This window comes from Micromonospora lacuserhaii, assembly GCF_036902735.1.
GTDB lineage: Bacteria > Actinomycetota > Actinomycetes > Mycobacteriales > Micromonosporaceae > Micromonospora.
This window is the reverse complement of the sequence record NZ_JBAKHO010000004.1, coordinates 43,799-59,341: the sequence shown is the minus strand read 5'-3', so window position 1 is coordinate 59,341 and position 15,543 is coordinate 43,799. Positions and strand designations below refer to the sequence as shown.

Genomic DNA, 15,543 nt, shown 5'->3' with positions numbered 1-15,543 from the left:
CATGACAATCCGCACCCCGGGTCGCGTGCCCATGTCGTCCGTCGGGTCGGGACGGGCCGCCGGTCGGCGCCGGGTCGGTGTGGCGCTCGTGGTCGCGGCGGTCTGGGCGGTGGCGGCCGTCCGGGACGTCCGCGGCTTCTGGCCCGACCTCCTGCTCGGCTCGGTGCCGTTCGCGCTGGCCCTCGCGGCGCTGGTCGGGATGCTGCTCAGCGTTCGACGCCCGTGGCGGCGGCCCGCCGTGCTCGCGGCGCCGGACGGCACCCGGCTCAGGGCGGAGCCGGGCTCGGGCTTCAGCTGGTTCGTCGCGGCCGAGATCCTGATCCTCACCGTCGCCGCCATACCGCAGGTCGAGCCGCTCATGGACCGGGCGACGGCTCCCGCAGGACCCGACCGGTACGTCCTGACCGCGCTTCCGCTGGTCCTGGCACTGCTCGCCGCTCTGCTGGTGGTGGTCCTCGTGGCCGCCGTCCGGGACGGCCGCCCCCGGGTGGACCTGACTCCGGCCGGGGTGGAGGTGAGGCAGCCGTTCGGCCGGCAGTTCGTGCCCTGGGCGGCGCTGTCACCCGGCACGCCGCTCCGGCAGTCGTCCGGCTCCGAACTTGTGCTCGACGTGTGCCGGCCGGAAACCGTCCGGCGCAGCGGGCTGCCGTGGGGCACCCGCCGCCGGCCTCGCCTGCTGCTTTCCTGGCTGTGGGTGCACCCGTGGTACCTCGCCGACGTGCTGCGCTTCTACGTCGACCACCCGCACGAGCGGGACGGCATCGGCGCCGACGCCGGCCGGGAGCGGCTGCGCGGGGCGCTCGCCGCCGGTTGAGGCCGGCCCGCGGTGGCGCGGGTCAGCGCAGCTGGGGGAGCACCTCGCGCTGGTAGAGGTCGAACAGGCCCTGGGTGTGCGGGCCGGTGTTGGCCACGTTGACCTCGTCGAAGCCGGCCTTGGCGTACCTGTCGATCATCTCCAGGTGTGCGTCGGCGCTGTTGCCGCAGACGAACGCCTCCCTCATCATCTCCGGCCGCACCAGCTCGGCGGCCTGCTCGAAGTGGCGCGGGGAGGGCAGCACCTGGGACAGCTCGCCCGGCACCCCGGCGTTCGGCCACTTCTCGTACGCCAGCCGCATCCCCTCGTCCTCGCTGTCGGCGTACGCCGCCTTGAAGCCGGCCTGGCACGGCTTGTCGCCACCGCCGCCGGCCCGGAACCGGCGCACCATGTCGCCGTCGGGCATGGTGCTGACGTAGCCGTCGCCGATCCGGGCGGCCAGGTCGATGGCCTTCGGGCCGAAACCGGAGACGTAGATCGGCGGGGGAGTGTCGGGCAGCGTGTAGACCCGGGCGTGCTCCACCGTGTAGTGCTTCCCGTGGTGGTTGACGAACCCGCCGCGCCACAGCTCACGCATCACCTCGACCGCCTCCTCCAGCATCTCCAGCCGGACGTCGGTCTGCGGCCACGCGTCACCGAGGATGTGCTCGTTGAGTGCCTCGCCGGTGCCCACCCCGAGCACGAAGCGACCGTCGTGCAGCACCGCGCTGGTCGCCGCGGCCTGGGCGATCACCGCCGGGTGGATGCGGACGGTCGGGCAGGTCACCGCGGTGGTGACCGGGAGCGAGCAGACCTGGCTCAGCGCGCCGATGGTGGACCAGACGAAGGGGCTCTGACCCTGCGCGTCCACCCACGGGTGGTAGTGGTCCGAGATCCACAGCGCCTCGAAGCCGGCCCGTTCCGCGCCGCAGGCCTGCTCCAGCAGCTCCGCCGGACCGTACTCCTCACTGGACAGGAAGTAGCCGATCCTCATGGGTTCCCCTCGCCGTCGTCGGCCGCCGGACGCGGCGGACCTGCCGTGGGGATGCGGTACCCCGGCCGGCGGGGATCACTCTCACCGGCGGCCGAACATGGCCCGGATCGCGATGAGCAGGAGCAGGCCGCCGACCACCACGCCGAGCAGGCGTACGCCGGGGACGTCGGCCGCTGAGGTGGCGTCGGCGAGCGGCAGGAGATCCATCCCCGCACTGTCCCACGGGGCCTCGGGCGGCGCCAGGAGGCTAACAGTAAGGTTTATTGACTATTTCGTGGCGCGGTGTGACCATGGCAGCACCGCGACGGCGAGGGGCCGTCCCGCGCGACACGGGGGTACGTCGGCCGTATGAACGAGCGCAACCTGGCGGGTCTGGCCGCAGCCGTCCTGCAACCCGGCTTCGTCGGCACCACCGCACCCGACTGGGTGTGCCGCTGGCTCGGCGACGGGCTCGGTTCGGTGGTTCTCTTCGCCCGCAACGTGGCCGACCCCGCCCAGCTCGCCGCGCTCACCGCGACCCTGCGCGCCGAACGCCCCGACGTCCTCGTCGCCATCGACGAGGAGGCCGGCGACGTCACCCGGATCGAGTCCGCCCGGGGCAGTTCCCGCCCCGGCAACCTCGCCCTCGGCGCCGTCGACGACCCGGCGCTGACCGAGGAGGTGGCCCGGGACCTCGGCGCCGACCTCGCCGCGCTCGGCGTGACCCTCAACTACGCCCCCGACGCCGACGTGAACAACAACCCCGCCAACCCGGTCATCGGGGTCCGCTCCTTCGGCGCCGACCCCGACCTGGTCGCCCGGCACACCGCCGCCTGGGTACGCGGCCTCCAGTCCGCCGGGGTCGCCGCCTGCGCCAAGCACTTTCCCGGGCACGGCGACACCCGGGTCGACTCGCACCACGACCTGCCCCGGATCACCGCCAGCCGGGCCCGCCTCGACGCCGGGGAGCTGGTCCCGTTCCGGGCCGCCGTCGCCGCCGGCGTGCAGGCCGTGATGACCGGCCACCTGCTGGTCCCCGCCCTCGACCCGGAGCTGCCGGCCACGCTGAGCCCGCGCATCCTCGGCGACCTGCTCCGCGACGAGCTGGGCTTCTCCGGCGTGGTGGTCACCGATGCGGTGGAGATGCGCGCGGTCGCCGACCGGTACGGCTTCGCCGGCGGTGCCGTGCGCGCCCTCGCCGCCGGCGCGGACGCCATCTGCGTCGGCGGGGAACGCGCCGACGAGCAGGCCGCCCGGCACCTGCGCGACGCCATCGTCGCCGCGGTGGTCTCCGGGGAACTGCCCGAGGAACGCCTCGCCGAGGCCGCCAAGCGGGTCGGTCAGCTCGCCGCCTGGACGGTGGCCGCCCGGGCCGAGCGGCCGGCCCGGGATCCGGGCGGCGCCGACGGCTCGCCGGTCGGACTGGCCGCCGCCCGCCGGGCGCTGCGAGTCAGCGGCGACGCCGCCGGCGCCCTCCCGCTCACCGCCGCCGCGCACGTGGTGGAGTTCGCCCCGCCGCGCAACATCGCCATCGGCCCGGAGACCCCGTGGGGGATCGCCGCCCCCCTCGCCGACCTGCTCCCCGGGACGACCACCCGCCGGCTGGCCGAGGCGGACCTGCCCGCCGACTCCACCGCCGGGGCCGCCGGCCGGCCGCTGGTGCTGGTCGTGCGCGACCTGCACCGGCACGACTGGATGCGCCGCGCGGTGGCCGACGCCCTCGCCGTCCGGCCGGACGCCGTGGTGGTGGAGCTGGGCGTGCCCGAGCTGATCACCGGGCGGGTGCACCTGGCCACCCACGGCGCCACCCGGGCCGGCGCCCGGGCCGCCGTGGAACTGCTCGCCGGCGTCCGCTGACGGCCGGCCGCCCGTCCCCGGTCCGCGGCGGGTCGCGGTGTCCAGTGAGGCGGACACCGCGACCCGCCGCACCGTGACCGGGGCCCACGGCAGCTACCCGGGCACGAGCACCAGGTCGGCGTAGTCCGGGTGCCGCTCGATCCAGGCCCGCATGAAGGGGCACTGCGGCACCACCCGGCCACCCTGCTGCCGTACCTGGTCCAGGGTTGCCTTGACCAGCGCGCCACCGACGCCCATGTCCTGGAACTCGGGGCGCACCTCGGTGTGGGTGAACACCCGCACCTCGCCGCGGGGGATGTAGGCGGTGAAGCCGGCCAGCGCGTCGTCGACCAGGATCTCGAAGCGGTGCTTGGCGGGGTTCTCCTCGACCAGGAAGCTCACCTGGACATTCTCTCCCCATGCTGGGCCAGCCGGTCCAATACGGCCAGCAACCGGTCCACCTCGTCGGCGGTGTTGTAGTGGTACACGCTGGCCCGGACCGCGCCCCCGGTCTCTCGCAGCCCCATCGCCTGGAAGTACTCGTAGGCGTAATAGTCGCCGGAGGAGAGGCAGAGCCCCGCCTCGCCCAGCGCCGCCGCCAGGCCCGCGGGGGTCCAGCCGGCCAGCCGGAAGGAGACCGTCGGGCAGCGGCGCGCGGCGGCGCCGTACACCGTCACGGCGTCCCGGGCGGCCAGCCCGGCGAGCAGCCGGTCGAAGACCTGCTCCTCGTACGCCTGGGCGGCGGCCAGCCCGGCGCGGACCCGCTCCCGGCGGTCGCCGGTCGCGGTCGGGTCCAGCCCGGCCAGGTGGTCCACCGCGGCGGTCACCCCGGCCAGCAGCGGGAAGCTCGGCGTGCCGGCCTCGAAGCGGTCCGGCACCGCGTCGGAGGAGGGCACCAGCTTCTGCGGGTGCAGCGTGGCCCAGCGGGCCGGGTCGGCCACCATCGCGGCCAGGTGCGGGCCGGACCACTTGTAGGCGCTGGTGACCAGGAAGTCCGCGCCCAACGAGGCGACATCGGTCGGGCCGTGCGGCACCGAGTGCACCCCGTCGACGCAGACCAGCGCGCCGGCGGCGTGCGCGGTCTTGGCGATCGCCGCGACGTCCGGCACGGTGCCGATCGCGTTGCTGCCGGCGGTCACCGCGACCAGCCGGGTCCGCTCGCCGACCAGGTCGGCGTACTGGCCGGCGGGCAACTCCCCGGTGGCCGGGTCGAACTCCGCCCAGCGCACGGTCGCGCCGGCCGCCTCGGCCGCCTGCACCCACGGCCGCACGTTGGCGTCGTGGTCCAGCCGGGAGACCACCACCTCGTCGCCCGGCCGCCAGGTGTCGCCCAACGCCCGGGCCAGGGTGTACGTCAGCGCCGTCGCGCTCGGCCCGAGCACCACCCCGTCACCGGTGGCCCCCAGCAGGTCGGCCACCGCGGCGCGGGCACCGGCGACCAGCTCCAGCGACCGCCGGCCGGGGAGGAAGGCGGTGCTCCGGTTGCCTAGCGCACGGCCCATCGCGTCGGCCACCGCGTCGATCACCGACTGCGGGGTCTGGGTGCCGCCGGCACCGTCGAAGTGGGCGAAACCCTCGGTCAGGGCGGGGTAGGCGGCCCGGGTCCGGGCGATGTCGTACGGCATTCCGGGACCCTAACGCGCCCGGCCGACCCGGCACCGGTCCGCCCGTGATCAACTCCGCCGGTGCCGGACGGGCGCCGGTCTCGTACCCTGGGCCGGGTGACGACGCGATCCGCTACCTTCCCCCTGACCTCCTCCCGCCGGGCCGCCGGCCTGCTGGCCGGCCTGGCGCTCGGTCTGGCCGTGCTGGCCGGGTGCAGCTCCGACAACGCCGACACCGACTGCGGCCTGGACGCCTGCACGGTGACCTTCGACCGGGGCGTGGACGCCAGCGCCACCATCCTCGGCGTCGAGGCCAAGCTGGTCGGCGCCCAGGGCGACCAGGTCACCGTCGAGGTGGCCGGCGAGCAGCTCTCGCTGACCATGGGCCAGCAGGCCACCGAGGTGGGCGGTTATGCGGTCACCCTGGACAGCGTCACCGACCAGCAGGTCAAGATCCGCGTGGCCCGGACTCCCAGCAGCTGACCTGGGCGGGGGCGGCGCCGATACCACGTTTGGAAATCTTCGCAATCGGAGATTGTGGCGCCATGTCACTCACCGGGAACGCCGAAGCCACCGCCGCCCGCACCGCGGACAGCCGCTGGCTGGAAATCCTCGCCCGGGCCGGTTTCATCGGCTACGGGATCGTGCACCTGCTCTTCGCCTGGCTCATCCTCCAGATCGCCTTCGGCAAGTCCGGCGAGGAGGGGAACCAGAACGGTGCGCTGCGTACGCTGGGCGCCCAGCCCATGGGGAAGGCGCTGCTGGTCGCCATCGCGGTCGGCCTGATCGCCATGGCCATCTGGCAGGCGCTCGAGGCGGCCGTCGGGCATCGCGCCCTGCGCGACAAGGACCGGCTGTTCGAGCGGATCGCCTCGGTCGTCCGCACGATCGTCTTCCTCTGGCTGGCCTGGACGGCGATCAAGGTGGTCCAGGACGCCAGCGCGAACGCCTCCGACCAGCAGCAGGCCCTCACCGAGAAGCTGATGGCCTCCGACGGTGGCCGCTGGCTGGTGGGGCTGGCCGGCCTGGTGCTCGCCGCCGTCGGCATCGGCATGATCATCTACGGGTACAAGAAGAAGTTCGAGCGCAACCTGAAGACCGGCGAGATGAGCCCGAAGACGCACACCCTGACCCGTCGGCTGGGCATGGCCGGCTACATCGCCCGCGGCGCCGTCTTCGCGGTCGCCGGCATCCTGATCGTCGTGGCCGCGGTGCAGTACGACCCGGAGAAGTCCCGCGGCCTGGACGGTGCCGTGCGTACCCTGCGGGACCAGTCCTGGGGCCCGTTCGTGCTGGCCCTGATGGCGCTCGGCATCGCCGCCTTCGGCGTCTACTGCTTCCTCCAGTCCCGGTACCGCAGGGTCTGAGCTGGTCGATGTCGGGATCCCCGGGCACCATTGGGCTTTTGCCCGGGAACCGAACACCCCGGCTGGAGGGAGACAAACCAGTGCAGGACTACCTCGAGACGATCGCCGCCGCGGCTGCCGCGGCGGCGATCGCGCTGTTGCTCGTCGAGGTGGTGCACCGTGTGGTCCGCCGGCTCGGTCGACGCTCGCTGCTGATGACGGAGCTCACCGACCACACCCACCGCCCGTTCCAGGCAGCTGCCACGATCATCGCCGTGCAGTTCGCGGTCCGCCTGACCACCGGGTACGCCGTCGGCGCCGGCTGGCGGCAGGTGGCGCTGCACACCCTGGTCCTCGGCGTGGTGGCCGCGGTCGCCTGGCTGGTCGCCTCGCTGCTGGTGGTGGTGGAGGACACCGCGCTGGCCCGGTTCCGGGTCGACGTGCCGAACAACCGGCACGCCCGCCGGGTACGCACCCAGGTGGTGCTGCTGCGCCGGCTGACCATAGCGGTGATCGTGATCCTGGCGATCGGGGTGTCGCTGATGACCTTCCCCGCCGTCCGGGGCATCGGCGCCGGCGTGCTGACCAGCGCCGGTGTGGTCGGTGTGGTGGCCGCGCTGGCCGCGCAGAGCCTGCTCGGCAACGTCATCGCCGGCCTCCAGCTCGCCTTCAGCGACGCGGTACGCCTCGACGACGTGGTGGTCGTCGAGGGGGAGTGGGGCCGGATCGAGGAGTTGACCCTCAGCTACGTGGTGGTGCAGATCTGGGACGACCGGCGGCTGATCCTGCCGACCTCCTACTTCACCAGCACCCCGTTCCAGAACTGGACCCGGACCGAGGCCGCCGTGCTGGGCACCGCCGAGCTCGACGTCGACTGGGCGGTCCCGGTGCAGGCGATGCGGGAGGAGCTGCGCCGGCTGGTGGAGAGCACCGACCTGTGGGACGGCCGGGTCTGCGTACTCCAGGTCACCGACGCGACCGGCGGTCTGGTCAAGGTCCGGGCGCTGGTCAGCGCCGCCGACGCCGGCAGCCTGTGGGATCTGCGCTGCCTGGTCCGCGAGCACCTGGTCGGGTGGATCCGCGACCAGCGGCCGACGGCGCTGCCGCGCAGCCGCACCGAGATCGGCGACGCCTCCGGTGCGCTGCCCTGGCAGTGGGTGCAGCCCCGTCGGCCGGTCCGCCGGCGCCAGGAGCCGGAGGTGCCCGACGACGCCCGGGTCTTCGGCGGCAGCGACGACGGCGACGCGCGCAGCGAGGCCTTCGTCGGCCCGGAGGGCGAGGCCCGGGGTGAGGCCCTCGTCGGCACCGAGAATCCCGTCGAAGCCCGCCGCTGAACCCCGCCGAGAGCCCCCGGAACCACGGTTTCGGGGGCTTCGTCATACCCGCTTCCGCGTTTCGCCGTACGTCCGTGCCCGGACTGCGGTCAGATGTGGTTGGTCACCGTGCGCAGGATTGACGGACGGCGGCTTCGGGCATACAGCGCGGTGATGATGAAAGGAGGACAGCATGGCTGACGTCGCGAACCACCGCACGTCCCGGACCGGGACCGAGCCGTCCACCGCCGAACTGGTGCAGCGCGCCACCGAGCAGGTCTCCCGGCTGGTGCGGGACGAACTGGCGCTGGCCCGGGCGGAGCTGACCCAGAAGGGCAAGCACGCGGGGATCGGGATCGGTCTCTTCGGCGGGGGCGGTGCGCTGGCACTCTACGGGCTGGGCGCGCTGGTCGCCACCGCGATCCTGCTGCTCGACCTGGTGCTGCCCGCGTGGGCCGCCGCGCTGATCGTGGCGGTGGTGCTCTTCCTGCTGGCCGGGGTGCTGGCGCTGGTGGGCAAGAAGCAGGTCAGCCACGCGGTCCCGCCGATGCCGGAGGCGGCGGTGCGCAGCGTCCGGGCGGACGTGGACACCGTCACCGCCGCGGTGAAGGACAGGGGACGGTCATGACGGGCAACGGCACCGGCGACAGCGAGGCGCTCCGCGAGGAGATCCGGCGGACCCGGGTGGAGTTGGGCGAGACCATGGAGCTGCTGGCCGCCAAGGCGGACGTCAAGGCGCGGCTGCGGGAGTCCGCCGGGCAGGCGAAGGAGCGGATGCGCGAGCAGGCCGCGCTGACCGTGTCCCGGGTGCGGGGCCAGGCGGCGCAGAAGGCCGACGTGGCGCGGGCACAGGCGTACGAGAAGGGTGGGGCGGTCCGGGCCAACCCGATGCCCTGGGCGACGGTCGCGGCCGCCGCCGTGGCGACCGTGGTGGTGCTGCTGATCGTTCGGGGGAGGCGCAGGTGAGCAGGGGCATCGGCAGGGCCGCGTACAAGCCCGTCGGGGTGCTGATGGGGCTCGCCGCCGGCACGATCGCCGGGGCGATCTTCCGGCAGGTGTGGACGATGACCGCCGGCGACGGTGAGGCGCCCAGCGCGACGGACGAGGACCGCAAGTGGGGCGAGATCCTCGCCGCGGCGGCGTTGCAGGGGGCGATCTTCGCGGTCGTCCGGGCCGCCGTCGACCGGGGCGGAGCGGTGGGCGTACGACGGATCACCGGCCGCTGGCCGGATTGACCCGCGTGATGCCGACGGCCCCCCTCCCGTATCGACGGGTGGGGGGCCTTTCGCACGGCCCCGACAGGCCCTCCAGCGGATCTCAGGCATCCGTCAGGTCACATGTCGGAGAAATTCGTCGGTTAGGCTATGCCAAGTTTTTGTGTACGTGGTTTGCTGATCCCCGCTGTTGAGAGATGGCGTGGGTTGAGGGAAGTCTCCTCTGTGGGGGGCCGACTCAGGCACCGCTGCTCGAAAACGGCCAATCGGCCGCACGGCGTGCTCGGCCGCCAGTTTTAGAAGGAGATACACATGGCGCAGGGAACCGTGAAGTGGTTCAACGCTGACAAGGGCTTCGGCTTCATCACCGTCGACGGCGGGGGTGCTGACGTGTTCGTCCACTTCTCGGCCATCCAGACCAGCGGCTACCGCTCGCTGGAGGAGAACCAGCGGGTGGAGTTCGAGATCGCCCAGGGTCAGAAGGGTCCGCAGGCCGAGCAGGTCCGCCCCATCTGAGCAGTGCCGGTCGGCAGCCGCCGACCCGGGTGATCCGGCCCCCCGGATCGACGAGAAGCCCCGTGTCCTCGCAGGGACGCGGGGCTTTCCGCGTACCCGGGGTCGGTCGGCGACCGGTCAGGTACGCCGGCGGGCGCGCAGGCCGCGCCAGATGACCACGAGCCCGACCAGCGTCAGCACCGGGCCGATCAGCGCCCAGATCCGCTCGTCGGTCATCACGCTGCCGCTGACGTAGCCGAGCCCCTGCACCGTCCACACCGCGCCGACCACCACGGCCAGCAGGCCGAGGGTGAGCGTGAGCCAGCCCCTCATCGGCCCCCCCTTCGCGGGCCGGTGGCTCCGGCCCCGCCGTCAGCATGCGGGTCGACCGGCCCCCCGGCGGGGACCCGGCAGGCGCGGCTCACCACCGGTCGTGCACCCGCGGCCGGACCAGCTCGTCGTAGACCGCCCGGACGGTCGCCTGCTCGTCGGCGGTCAGCGGCGGCACCTGCGCCGCGGCGGCGTTGCCCCGGGCCTGCTCCGGGTTGCGCGCGCCGGGGATGACCACGGTGACGCCGGGCTGGTCGACGATCCAGCGGAGCGCGAACTGGGCCATCGTCCGGTCGGCGCCGACCAGCGGGGCGAGCCGGCGGACCACCGCCAGGCCGAGGTCGTAGTCCACACCGGAGAAGGTCTCGCCGACGTCGAAGCTCTCGCCGTGCCGGTTGAACGTGCGGTGGTCGTCGGCGGCGAAGGTGGTGTGCTCGTCGTACCGGCCGGAGAGCAGGCCGCTGGCCAGCGGCACCCGGGCGATGATGCCCACGCCGGCCGCGGCGGCGGCGGGAAGCACCCGGTCCAGCGGCTTGAGCCGGACGGCGTTGAGGATGATCTGCACGCTGGCCACGCCGGGCCGGGCGATCGCGGTGAGCGCCTGGTCGCAGGTCTCGACGCTGACGCCGTAGCCGGCGATCCGCTTCTCGGCGACCAGGGTGTCCAGGGCGTCGAAGACCCGGTCGTCGGCGAAGACGGCCGTCGGCGGGCAGTGCAGCTGCACCAGGTCGAGGGTGTCCACGCCGAGGTTGGCCCGGGACCGGTCGGTCCAGGCCCGGAAGTTGTCCAGGGTGTACGCCTCGGGCGTCTGCTCGACCCGCCGGCCCATCTTGGTGGCGACGGTCAGCTCGTGCCCGGGGCGCCCGGCGAGGAACCGGCCGATGAGCTGTTCGCTGCGGCCGTCGCCGTAGACGTCGGCGGTGTCCAGGAAGGTGACCCCGGAGTCGACGGCGGCGGCGAGGACGTCGAGGGCGGCGGCCTCGCTGACCTGCCCCCAGTCGGCGCCGAGCTGCCAGGCGCCGAGTCCGACGACGCCCACCTGCCGGCCGAGCCGGGCGAAGCTGCGCTGTTCCATTCGGACGAGCCTAGTGACCGCCTTGCCGTCGCGCAGCGCGCCCCGTAGGGTCGCAGCAAGACGTACGTACGGTTTGGAGGCTGCGATGTGGGACCCGACGACCTACCTGCGCTACGCGGACGAGCGGTCCCGCCCCTTCCACGACCTGGTCGCCCGGGTGCCCGCCGACCGGCCGCGCCACGTCGTCGACCTCGGCTGCGGGCCCGGCACCCTGACCACCACCCTCGCCGCCCGCTGGCCGGACGCCCGGATCACCGGCCTCGACTCCTCCCCGGAGATGGTCGACCGGGCCGCCGCCCTGGCCGCCCCGGTCGACTTCGCCGTCGCCGACGTCCGGGACTGGCGGCCCGGCCCCGACGTCGACGTGGTGATCTCCAACGCGGTGCTCCAATGGGTGCCCGGCCACCAGGAACTGCTCGCCCGCTGGGCCCGCGAGCTGCCGGCCGGCGCGGTGCTGGCCCTCCAGGTCCCGGGCAACTTCGCCGCGCCGTCGCACCGGGCGCTGCGCGAGGTGGCCGGCCGGGACCGCTGGGCGGCCACCCTGGCGCCGCTGCTGCGCGAGGCGCCGGTCGGCGACCCGGTCGACTACGCCGCGCTGCTGGCCGACGCCGGCTGCGCGGTGGACGCCTGGGAGACTACCTACGTGCACCTGCTCCCGGCCGCCGCCCCGGACCATCCGGTGCTCGCCTGGATGGAGGGGACGGCGCTGCGCCCGGTGCGGGCCGCGCTGGACGCCGCCGGCTGGGCCGACTTCCGCGCCGAGCTGGGGGTACGGCTCGCCGACGCGTACCCGGTGCGGCAGGGTCAGGTGTACTTCCCGTTCCGCCGGATCTTCGTGGTGGCCCGCACCGGCGCCCGCGCAGAGGAGAACCCGTGACCGACCTGTCCGCCTTCATCGCCGCACTGCCCAAGGTGGAGCTCCACGTGCACCACGTCGGCTCCGCCTCGCCCCGGATCGTCTCCGAGCTGGCCGCTCGGCACGAGGGGCGCAGCCCGGTGCCGGCGGATCCCGAGGCGCTGGCGGAGTACTTCGCCTTCCGCGACTTCGCCCACTTCATCGAGGTCTACCTGAGCGTCGTGGACCTGATCCGCGACCCCGAGGACGTCTGGATCCTCACCCACGAGGTGGCCCGGGAGCTGGCCCGGCAGCAGGTCCGCTACGCCGAGCTGACCGTGACCCCGTACTCGCACGTGCACCGGGGCATCCCCGCGCCGGCGTTCTGCGAGGCGATCGAGGACGCCCGCAAGCGCGCCGAGGCGGACTTCGGCATCGCGCTGCGCTGGTGCTTCGACATCCCCGGCGAGGCCGGGCTGGCGGCCGCCGAGGAGACGCTGCGGATCGCGCTGGAACAGCGGCCGGACGGGCTGATCAGTTTCGGTCTCGGCGGCCCCGAGATCGGGGTGCCCCGGCCGCAGTTCAAGCCGTACTTCGACCAGGCCCGGGCGGCCGGGCTGCGCTCGGTGCCGCACGCCGGCGAGACCACCGGCCCGCAGACGGTCTGGGACGCGCTGCGCGACCTCGGCGCCGAGCGGATCGGGCACGGCATCTCCGCCGCCGAGGACCCGGAGCTGATCGCGTACCTGGCCGAGCACCGGATCGCCCTGGAGGTCTGCCCGACCTCCAACGTGCGCACCCGGGCGGTCGCCCGGATCGAGGAGCACCCGCTGCGGCGGCTGGTCGACGCCGGGGTGCTGGTCACCATCAACTCCGACGACCCGCCGATGTTCGGCACCACCCTCAACGACGAGTACGCCGTCGCCGCCCGGCTGCTCGACGCCGGCCCCGACCGGCTCGCCGCGCTGGCCCGGGACGCGGTGACCGCGTCCTTCCTCGAGCCGGCGGAGAAGGCGAAGATCAGCGCCGAGATCGACGCCTGTTCGGCGGCCGCGACCCGCTGAGCCGACGCGGCACGCCGCGCGGCCGGGCCACGCTCACCGGGCGGCGGCGCCGCCGCGCGGCCAGCGCCAGGCCAGCCGCGACGGCCACCGCCCAGGGCGGGACCGGCAGGTCGGCGGAGGTCGCCCCCGGTCCGGCCGGGTACGCCAGGACCGGGTCCTGCCAGAGCGCCAGCGTCACGGCGATGCCCGCGCCGATCACGACGGCCCAGCGGAGCAGGCGATGGGGACTCATCGGCTCACCTCACGACGGTCGGCGGGTGAGGGGGGCACGCGCGACGGGAGCGGGTGTGGGGGGACCGTGCTCCCGCCGCGCGTACGGGCTCCGCCGGCCGGCAGGTGTCAGGGGCGACAGACCGGCGGGGCTGATGGGTTCTGCGGAAATCATGGCATTCCGCGGCCGTCGCACCGCCGTCGTTAATCCGGATCTAAGGAAGACTTGCGCCGGCCCACAGCCGCCCGCCCGGTCCGGTGTCGATCAGCCGTCGGAGGGGCGCTGCCGGGGCCACCGCCGGCCGGTCTTCTGCTCCCGGGCCTCCCGGGCCATCCGGCCGACCAGACCGAACCGGTTGACCTGCCGGGGCGTCGCCTCGGGGTCGGCCAGCAGCATCACCACGCTGGCCCCGCCCAGCCGGGCCCGGTCGATGCTCACCGAGCCGTTGGCCTGCAACGCCACCCGCTTGGCGATGTCCAGCCCCAGGCCGGTCGAGCCCTGGCCGCTGGCGCCCCGGCGCAGCGCCCGGTCCGGGTCGGCGATGCCCGGGCCAGCGTCGTCGATCCGGATCGCCACATACCCGTCGCGGCGGGAGACCGCCACCTCGAACGCGGTCCCCTGCGGGGTGTAGCGGAAGACGTTGCCGATCACCGCGTCCAGCGCGGCGGCCAGCTCGGCCCGGGGAACCGGGGCGGGGATGCGCAGCTGCGCACCGCTGACCCGGTGCGGCCGGTTCTGGTCACCGGCCAGGGCCGCCCAGAACACCATCCGGTCCCGGACCACCTCGCTGACGTCGCACTCGGCCGGCCCGGCCTCGTGGGCCACCGCCTTGCGGGTCGTCTTGATCAGCACGTCGATCTCGCCCTCAAGGGTGACGATCGCCTGCCGGATCCGCCGGATCGCCCGGCGCCGGTCCAGCTCCGCCGGGGTGAACGAGCCGACGCTGGTGTCGTCGGAGTCCAGCCCCTCGGCGTCCAGCCGCAGCACCGTCAGCGGCGTGCGCAGCCGGTGCGACAGGTCGGCCACCAGTTCCCGCTCGTCGGTGCGGGCGGCGACGAGCCGGTCGGCCATCCGGTTGAAGGCGTACCCGGCCTCGGCCAGCTCGCGGGGACCGCTCGGCTCGACCCGTACCCCGAGGTCGCCGTCGCCGACCGCCAGGGCGGCCTTGACCAGGCTCCGGGTGGAGTCCACCGCGCGGGCCGCGACCCGGTCGACCACGATCACGGCGGCGCCGACCAGCGCCACGGCGACCCCGGCCAGCAGCAGCCAGGTCCCGCCCGCGCCCTCGTCGAGCGCGGCGTCCGGGACGAAGACCTCGACCACCGCGACCTTGCCGTCGAGGACCACCGGGTCGAGTCGGACCACCCCGCCGTCGACGTCGGTGACCAGCGACTTCTGCTCACTGCGGGCCCGGTCCAGGTCGTCGTCGGCGGCGCGCCCGGCCGGCTCGTCGCCGGTCAGGCCGTGCACCACCGGGCGGGTGGCCGGGTCGTCGCCGCTGGCCTCCACCGCCCGCCGGACGGCCGCCGGGTCGGTGCTGACCGCCAGCGCCCCGGTGACCATCGCGCCGCGCCGGGCCGCGTCGGCGAGCGCCTCCTCGCGGACCTCGTCGCGCATGCTGATCCCCAGCGGGATGAGGAACGCCAGCGCCACCAGGGCGCACATGCCGGCCGTGAGGTAGGCCAGCGCCAGCCTCAGTCCGGGGCCACCAGCCGGAAGCCCACCCCCCGCACGGTGCGCAGGTAGCGCGGCTTCGCCGCGGACTCGCCCATCTTTCGTCGAAGCCAGTACAGGTGAACGTCGATGGTCTGGTCCTCGCCGACCGACGGCTGCCGCCATACCTCCTCCAAGAGTTCCCGCCGGGACACTACCCGGCCGGGTCGAGCGGCGAGATACGCCAGCAGGTCGAATTCCTTGCGGGTCAGCGCGAGCAGTTCCCCGTCGAGCATCGCGCTGCGCTCGCCGACGTCGACCCGGAGCCCGCCCACCGTGTGCACCGCCGGCTGAACCGTCCGGCTGGCCCGGCCCACCCGGCGCAGCACGGTGGTGATCCGGGCGTCGAGGTGGGCGCCGGTGAAGGGCTTGACCATGTAGTCGTCCGCCCCGGCGCGAAGCAGCCGGACCACCGACTGCTCGTCGTCGCGGGCGGTGGCGATGATGATCGGCACGTCGGTGATGCCGCGCAGCATGCGCAGCGCGTCCGAGCCGTCCAGGTCGGGCAGGCCGAGGTCGAGCACGACCAGGTCGGGGGTCTCGGCGGCGACCCGGCGCAGCGCGTCCAGCGCGGTGCCGACGGCGTGTACGGCGTGCCCCCGCTCGCTGAGGGACCGCAGCATCGCGCCGCGTACGACGTGGTCGTCTTCGACCAGGAGCACGGTGGCCACCTCAGCACCGTACTGCCCGTGGCAAGTTGATCGCGTTGCGGCAGCGGCCCGAACCGGGCAAGCTGGCACG

At 74.2% G+C, this 15,543-nt stretch carries 20 protein-coding genes; 11 read left to right on the top strand and 9 right to left on the bottom strand.

Annotated features, from left to right (window positions below):
* Position 1 precedes the first annotated feature (1 nt).
* Positions 2 to 814: a PH domain-containing protein gene (locus V6U81_RS03980; protein WP_334484502.1), complete on the top strand. Its 813-nt coding sequence runs from the start codon at positions 2 to 4 to the stop codon at positions 812 to 814.
* A gap of 22 nt (positions 815 to 836) precedes the next feature.
* On the opposite strand, the gene V6U81_RS03975 is transcribed toward V6U81_RS03980, so the two are convergent.
* Both V6U81_RS03975 and V6U81_RS03970 read right to left on the bottom strand, forming a co-directional pair.
* Positions 837 to 1,787 (bottom strand): TIGR03557 family F420-dependent LLM class oxidoreductase, encoded by a 951-nt coding sequence (locus tag V6U81_RS03975; RefSeq protein WP_334484499.1) that lies wholly within the window; start codon positions 1,785 to 1,787, stop codon positions 837 to 839.
* A gap of 81 nt (positions 1,788 to 1,868) precedes the next feature.
* Complete coding sequence (locus V6U81_RS03970; RefSeq protein WP_334484496.1) at positions 1,869 to 1,994, bottom strand: hypothetical protein; 126 nt, start codon at positions 1,992 to 1,994, stop codon at positions 1,869 to 1,871.
* Between the two features lie 141 nt (positions 1,995 to 2,135).
* Here V6U81_RS03970 and V6U81_RS03965 point away from each other — a divergent pair, with 141 nt between their 5' ends.
* Positions 2,136 to 3,623 carry a glycoside hydrolase family 3 protein gene (locus V6U81_RS03965; protein ID WP_334484494.1) on the top strand — a complete coding sequence of 496 codons (1,488 nt, stop codon included), beginning with the start codon at positions 2,136 to 2,138 and terminating at the stop codon, positions 3,621 to 3,623.
* Between the two features lie 93 nt (positions 3,624 to 3,716).
* Here V6U81_RS03965 and V6U81_RS03960 read toward each other — a convergent pair whose 3' ends face one another.
* The gene (locus V6U81_RS03960; RefSeq protein WP_334484491.1) at positions 3,717 to 4,004 is read right to left on the bottom strand and encodes a GNAT family N-acetyltransferase; all 288 of its coding nucleotides are present in this window, start codon (positions 4,002 to 4,004) and stop codon (positions 3,717 to 3,719) included.
* A complete protein-coding gene (locus tag V6U81_RS03955; RefSeq protein ID WP_334484488.1) occupies positions 4,001 to 5,227 on the bottom strand; it encodes a cysteine desulfurase-like protein in 1,227 nt (408 codons plus the stop codon). The genes V6U81_RS03960 and V6U81_RS03955 overlap by 4 nt, the downstream gene beginning before the upstream one ends.
* A gap of 96 nt (positions 5,228 to 5,323) precedes the next feature.
* On the opposite strand from V6U81_RS03955, the gene V6U81_RS03950 reads away from it, so the two are divergent.
* From V6U81_RS03950 to V6U81_RS03920, 7 genes are all read left to right on the top strand, one after another.
* Positions 5,324 to 5,689 (top strand): hypothetical protein, encoded by a 366-nt coding sequence (locus V6U81_RS03950; RefSeq protein ID WP_334484485.1) that lies wholly within the window; start codon positions 5,324 to 5,326, stop codon positions 5,687 to 5,689.
* A 62-nt stretch (positions 5,690 to 5,751) separates the two neighbouring features.
* Positions 5,752 to 6,573 (top strand): DUF1206 domain-containing protein, encoded by an 822-nt coding sequence (locus V6U81_RS03945; RefSeq protein ID WP_334484482.1) that lies wholly within the window; start codon positions 5,752 to 5,754, stop codon positions 6,571 to 6,573.
* 80 nt (positions 6,574 to 6,653) lie between these two features.
* Positions 6,654 to 7,886: a mechanosensitive ion channel family protein gene (locus V6U81_RS03940; RefSeq protein WP_334484480.1), complete on the top strand. Its 1,233-nt coding sequence runs from the start codon at positions 6,654 to 6,656 to the stop codon at positions 7,884 to 7,886.
* A gap of 172 nt (positions 7,887 to 8,058) precedes the next feature.
* Positions 8,059 to 8,493: a phage holin family protein gene (locus V6U81_RS03935; protein WP_334484477.1), complete on the top strand. Its 435-nt coding sequence runs from the start codon at positions 8,059 to 8,061 to the stop codon at positions 8,491 to 8,493.
* Positions 8,490 to 8,831 carry a DUF3618 domain-containing protein gene (locus V6U81_RS03930; protein ID WP_334484474.1) on the top strand — a complete coding sequence of 114 codons (342 nt, stop codon included), beginning with the start codon at positions 8,490 to 8,492 and terminating at the stop codon, positions 8,829 to 8,831. Before V6U81_RS03935 ends, V6U81_RS03930 begins: the two co-directional genes overlap by 4 nt.
* Positions 8,828 to 9,100 (top strand): DUF4235 domain-containing protein, encoded by a 273-nt coding sequence (locus tag V6U81_RS03925; RefSeq protein ID WP_334484471.1) that lies wholly within the window; start codon positions 8,828 to 8,830, stop codon positions 9,098 to 9,100. The genes V6U81_RS03930 and V6U81_RS03925 overlap by 4 nt, the downstream gene beginning before the upstream one ends.
* A gap of 291 nt (positions 9,101 to 9,391) precedes the next feature.
* Positions 9,392 to 9,595, top strand: coding sequence for a cold-shock protein (locus tag V6U81_RS03920; protein ID WP_030338233.1), 204 nt, complete (start codon positions 9,392 to 9,394; stop codon positions 9,593 to 9,595).
* Between the two features lie 117 nt (positions 9,596 to 9,712).
* Here V6U81_RS03920 and V6U81_RS03915 read toward each other — a convergent pair whose 3' ends face one another.
* Both V6U81_RS03915 and V6U81_RS03910 read right to left on the bottom strand, forming a co-directional pair.
* Entirely contained in the window at positions 9,713 to 9,907 is a 195-nt protein-coding gene (locus V6U81_RS03915; RefSeq protein WP_334484441.1) for a hypothetical protein, read from the bottom strand.
* A gap of 88 nt (positions 9,908 to 9,995) precedes the next feature.
* On the bottom strand, positions 9,996 to 10,979 hold the full coding sequence (locus tag V6U81_RS03910; protein ID WP_334484439.1) for an aldo/keto reductase: 984 nt from the start codon (positions 10,977 to 10,979) through the stop codon (positions 9,996 to 9,998).
* 85 nt (positions 10,980 to 11,064) lie between these two features.
* Here V6U81_RS03910 and V6U81_RS03905 point away from each other — a divergent pair, with 85 nt between their 5' ends.
* Both V6U81_RS03905 and V6U81_RS03900 read left to right on the top strand, forming a co-directional pair.
* Positions 11,065 to 11,856: a trans-aconitate 2-methyltransferase gene (locus tag V6U81_RS03905; RefSeq protein WP_334484437.1), complete on the top strand. Its 792-nt coding sequence runs from the start codon at positions 11,065 to 11,067 to the stop codon at positions 11,854 to 11,856.
* The gene (locus V6U81_RS03900) at positions 11,853 to 12,878 is read left to right on the top strand and encodes an adenosine deaminase (protein ID WP_334484435.1); all 1,026 of its coding nucleotides are present in this window, start codon (positions 11,853 to 11,855) and stop codon (positions 12,876 to 12,878) included. The genes V6U81_RS03905 and V6U81_RS03900 overlap by 4 nt, the downstream gene beginning before the upstream one ends.
* Here the strand turns inward: V6U81_RS03900 and V6U81_RS03895 are convergent.
* The 3 genes from V6U81_RS03895 to V6U81_RS03885 form a co-directional block, all read right to left on the bottom strand.
* Entirely contained in the window at positions 12,835 to 13,110 is a 276-nt protein-coding gene (locus V6U81_RS03895) for a hypothetical protein (RefSeq protein WP_334484433.1), read from the bottom strand. The two genes, V6U81_RS03900 and V6U81_RS03895, sit on opposite strands and share 44 nt — an antisense overlap.
* A gap of 243 nt (positions 13,111 to 13,353) precedes the next feature.
* A complete protein-coding gene (locus V6U81_RS03890; RefSeq protein WP_334484431.1) occupies positions 13,354 to 14,754 on the bottom strand; it encodes a HAMP domain-containing sensor histidine kinase in 1,401 nt (466 codons plus the stop codon).
* A 29-nt stretch (positions 14,755 to 14,783) separates the two neighbouring features.
* Positions 14,784 to 15,473 carry a response regulator transcription factor gene (locus V6U81_RS03885; RefSeq protein WP_334484429.1) on the bottom strand — a complete coding sequence of 230 codons (690 nt, stop codon included), beginning with the start codon at positions 15,471 to 15,473 and terminating at the stop codon, positions 14,784 to 14,786.
* Between the last annotated feature and the right edge of the window lie 70 nt (positions 15,474 to 15,543).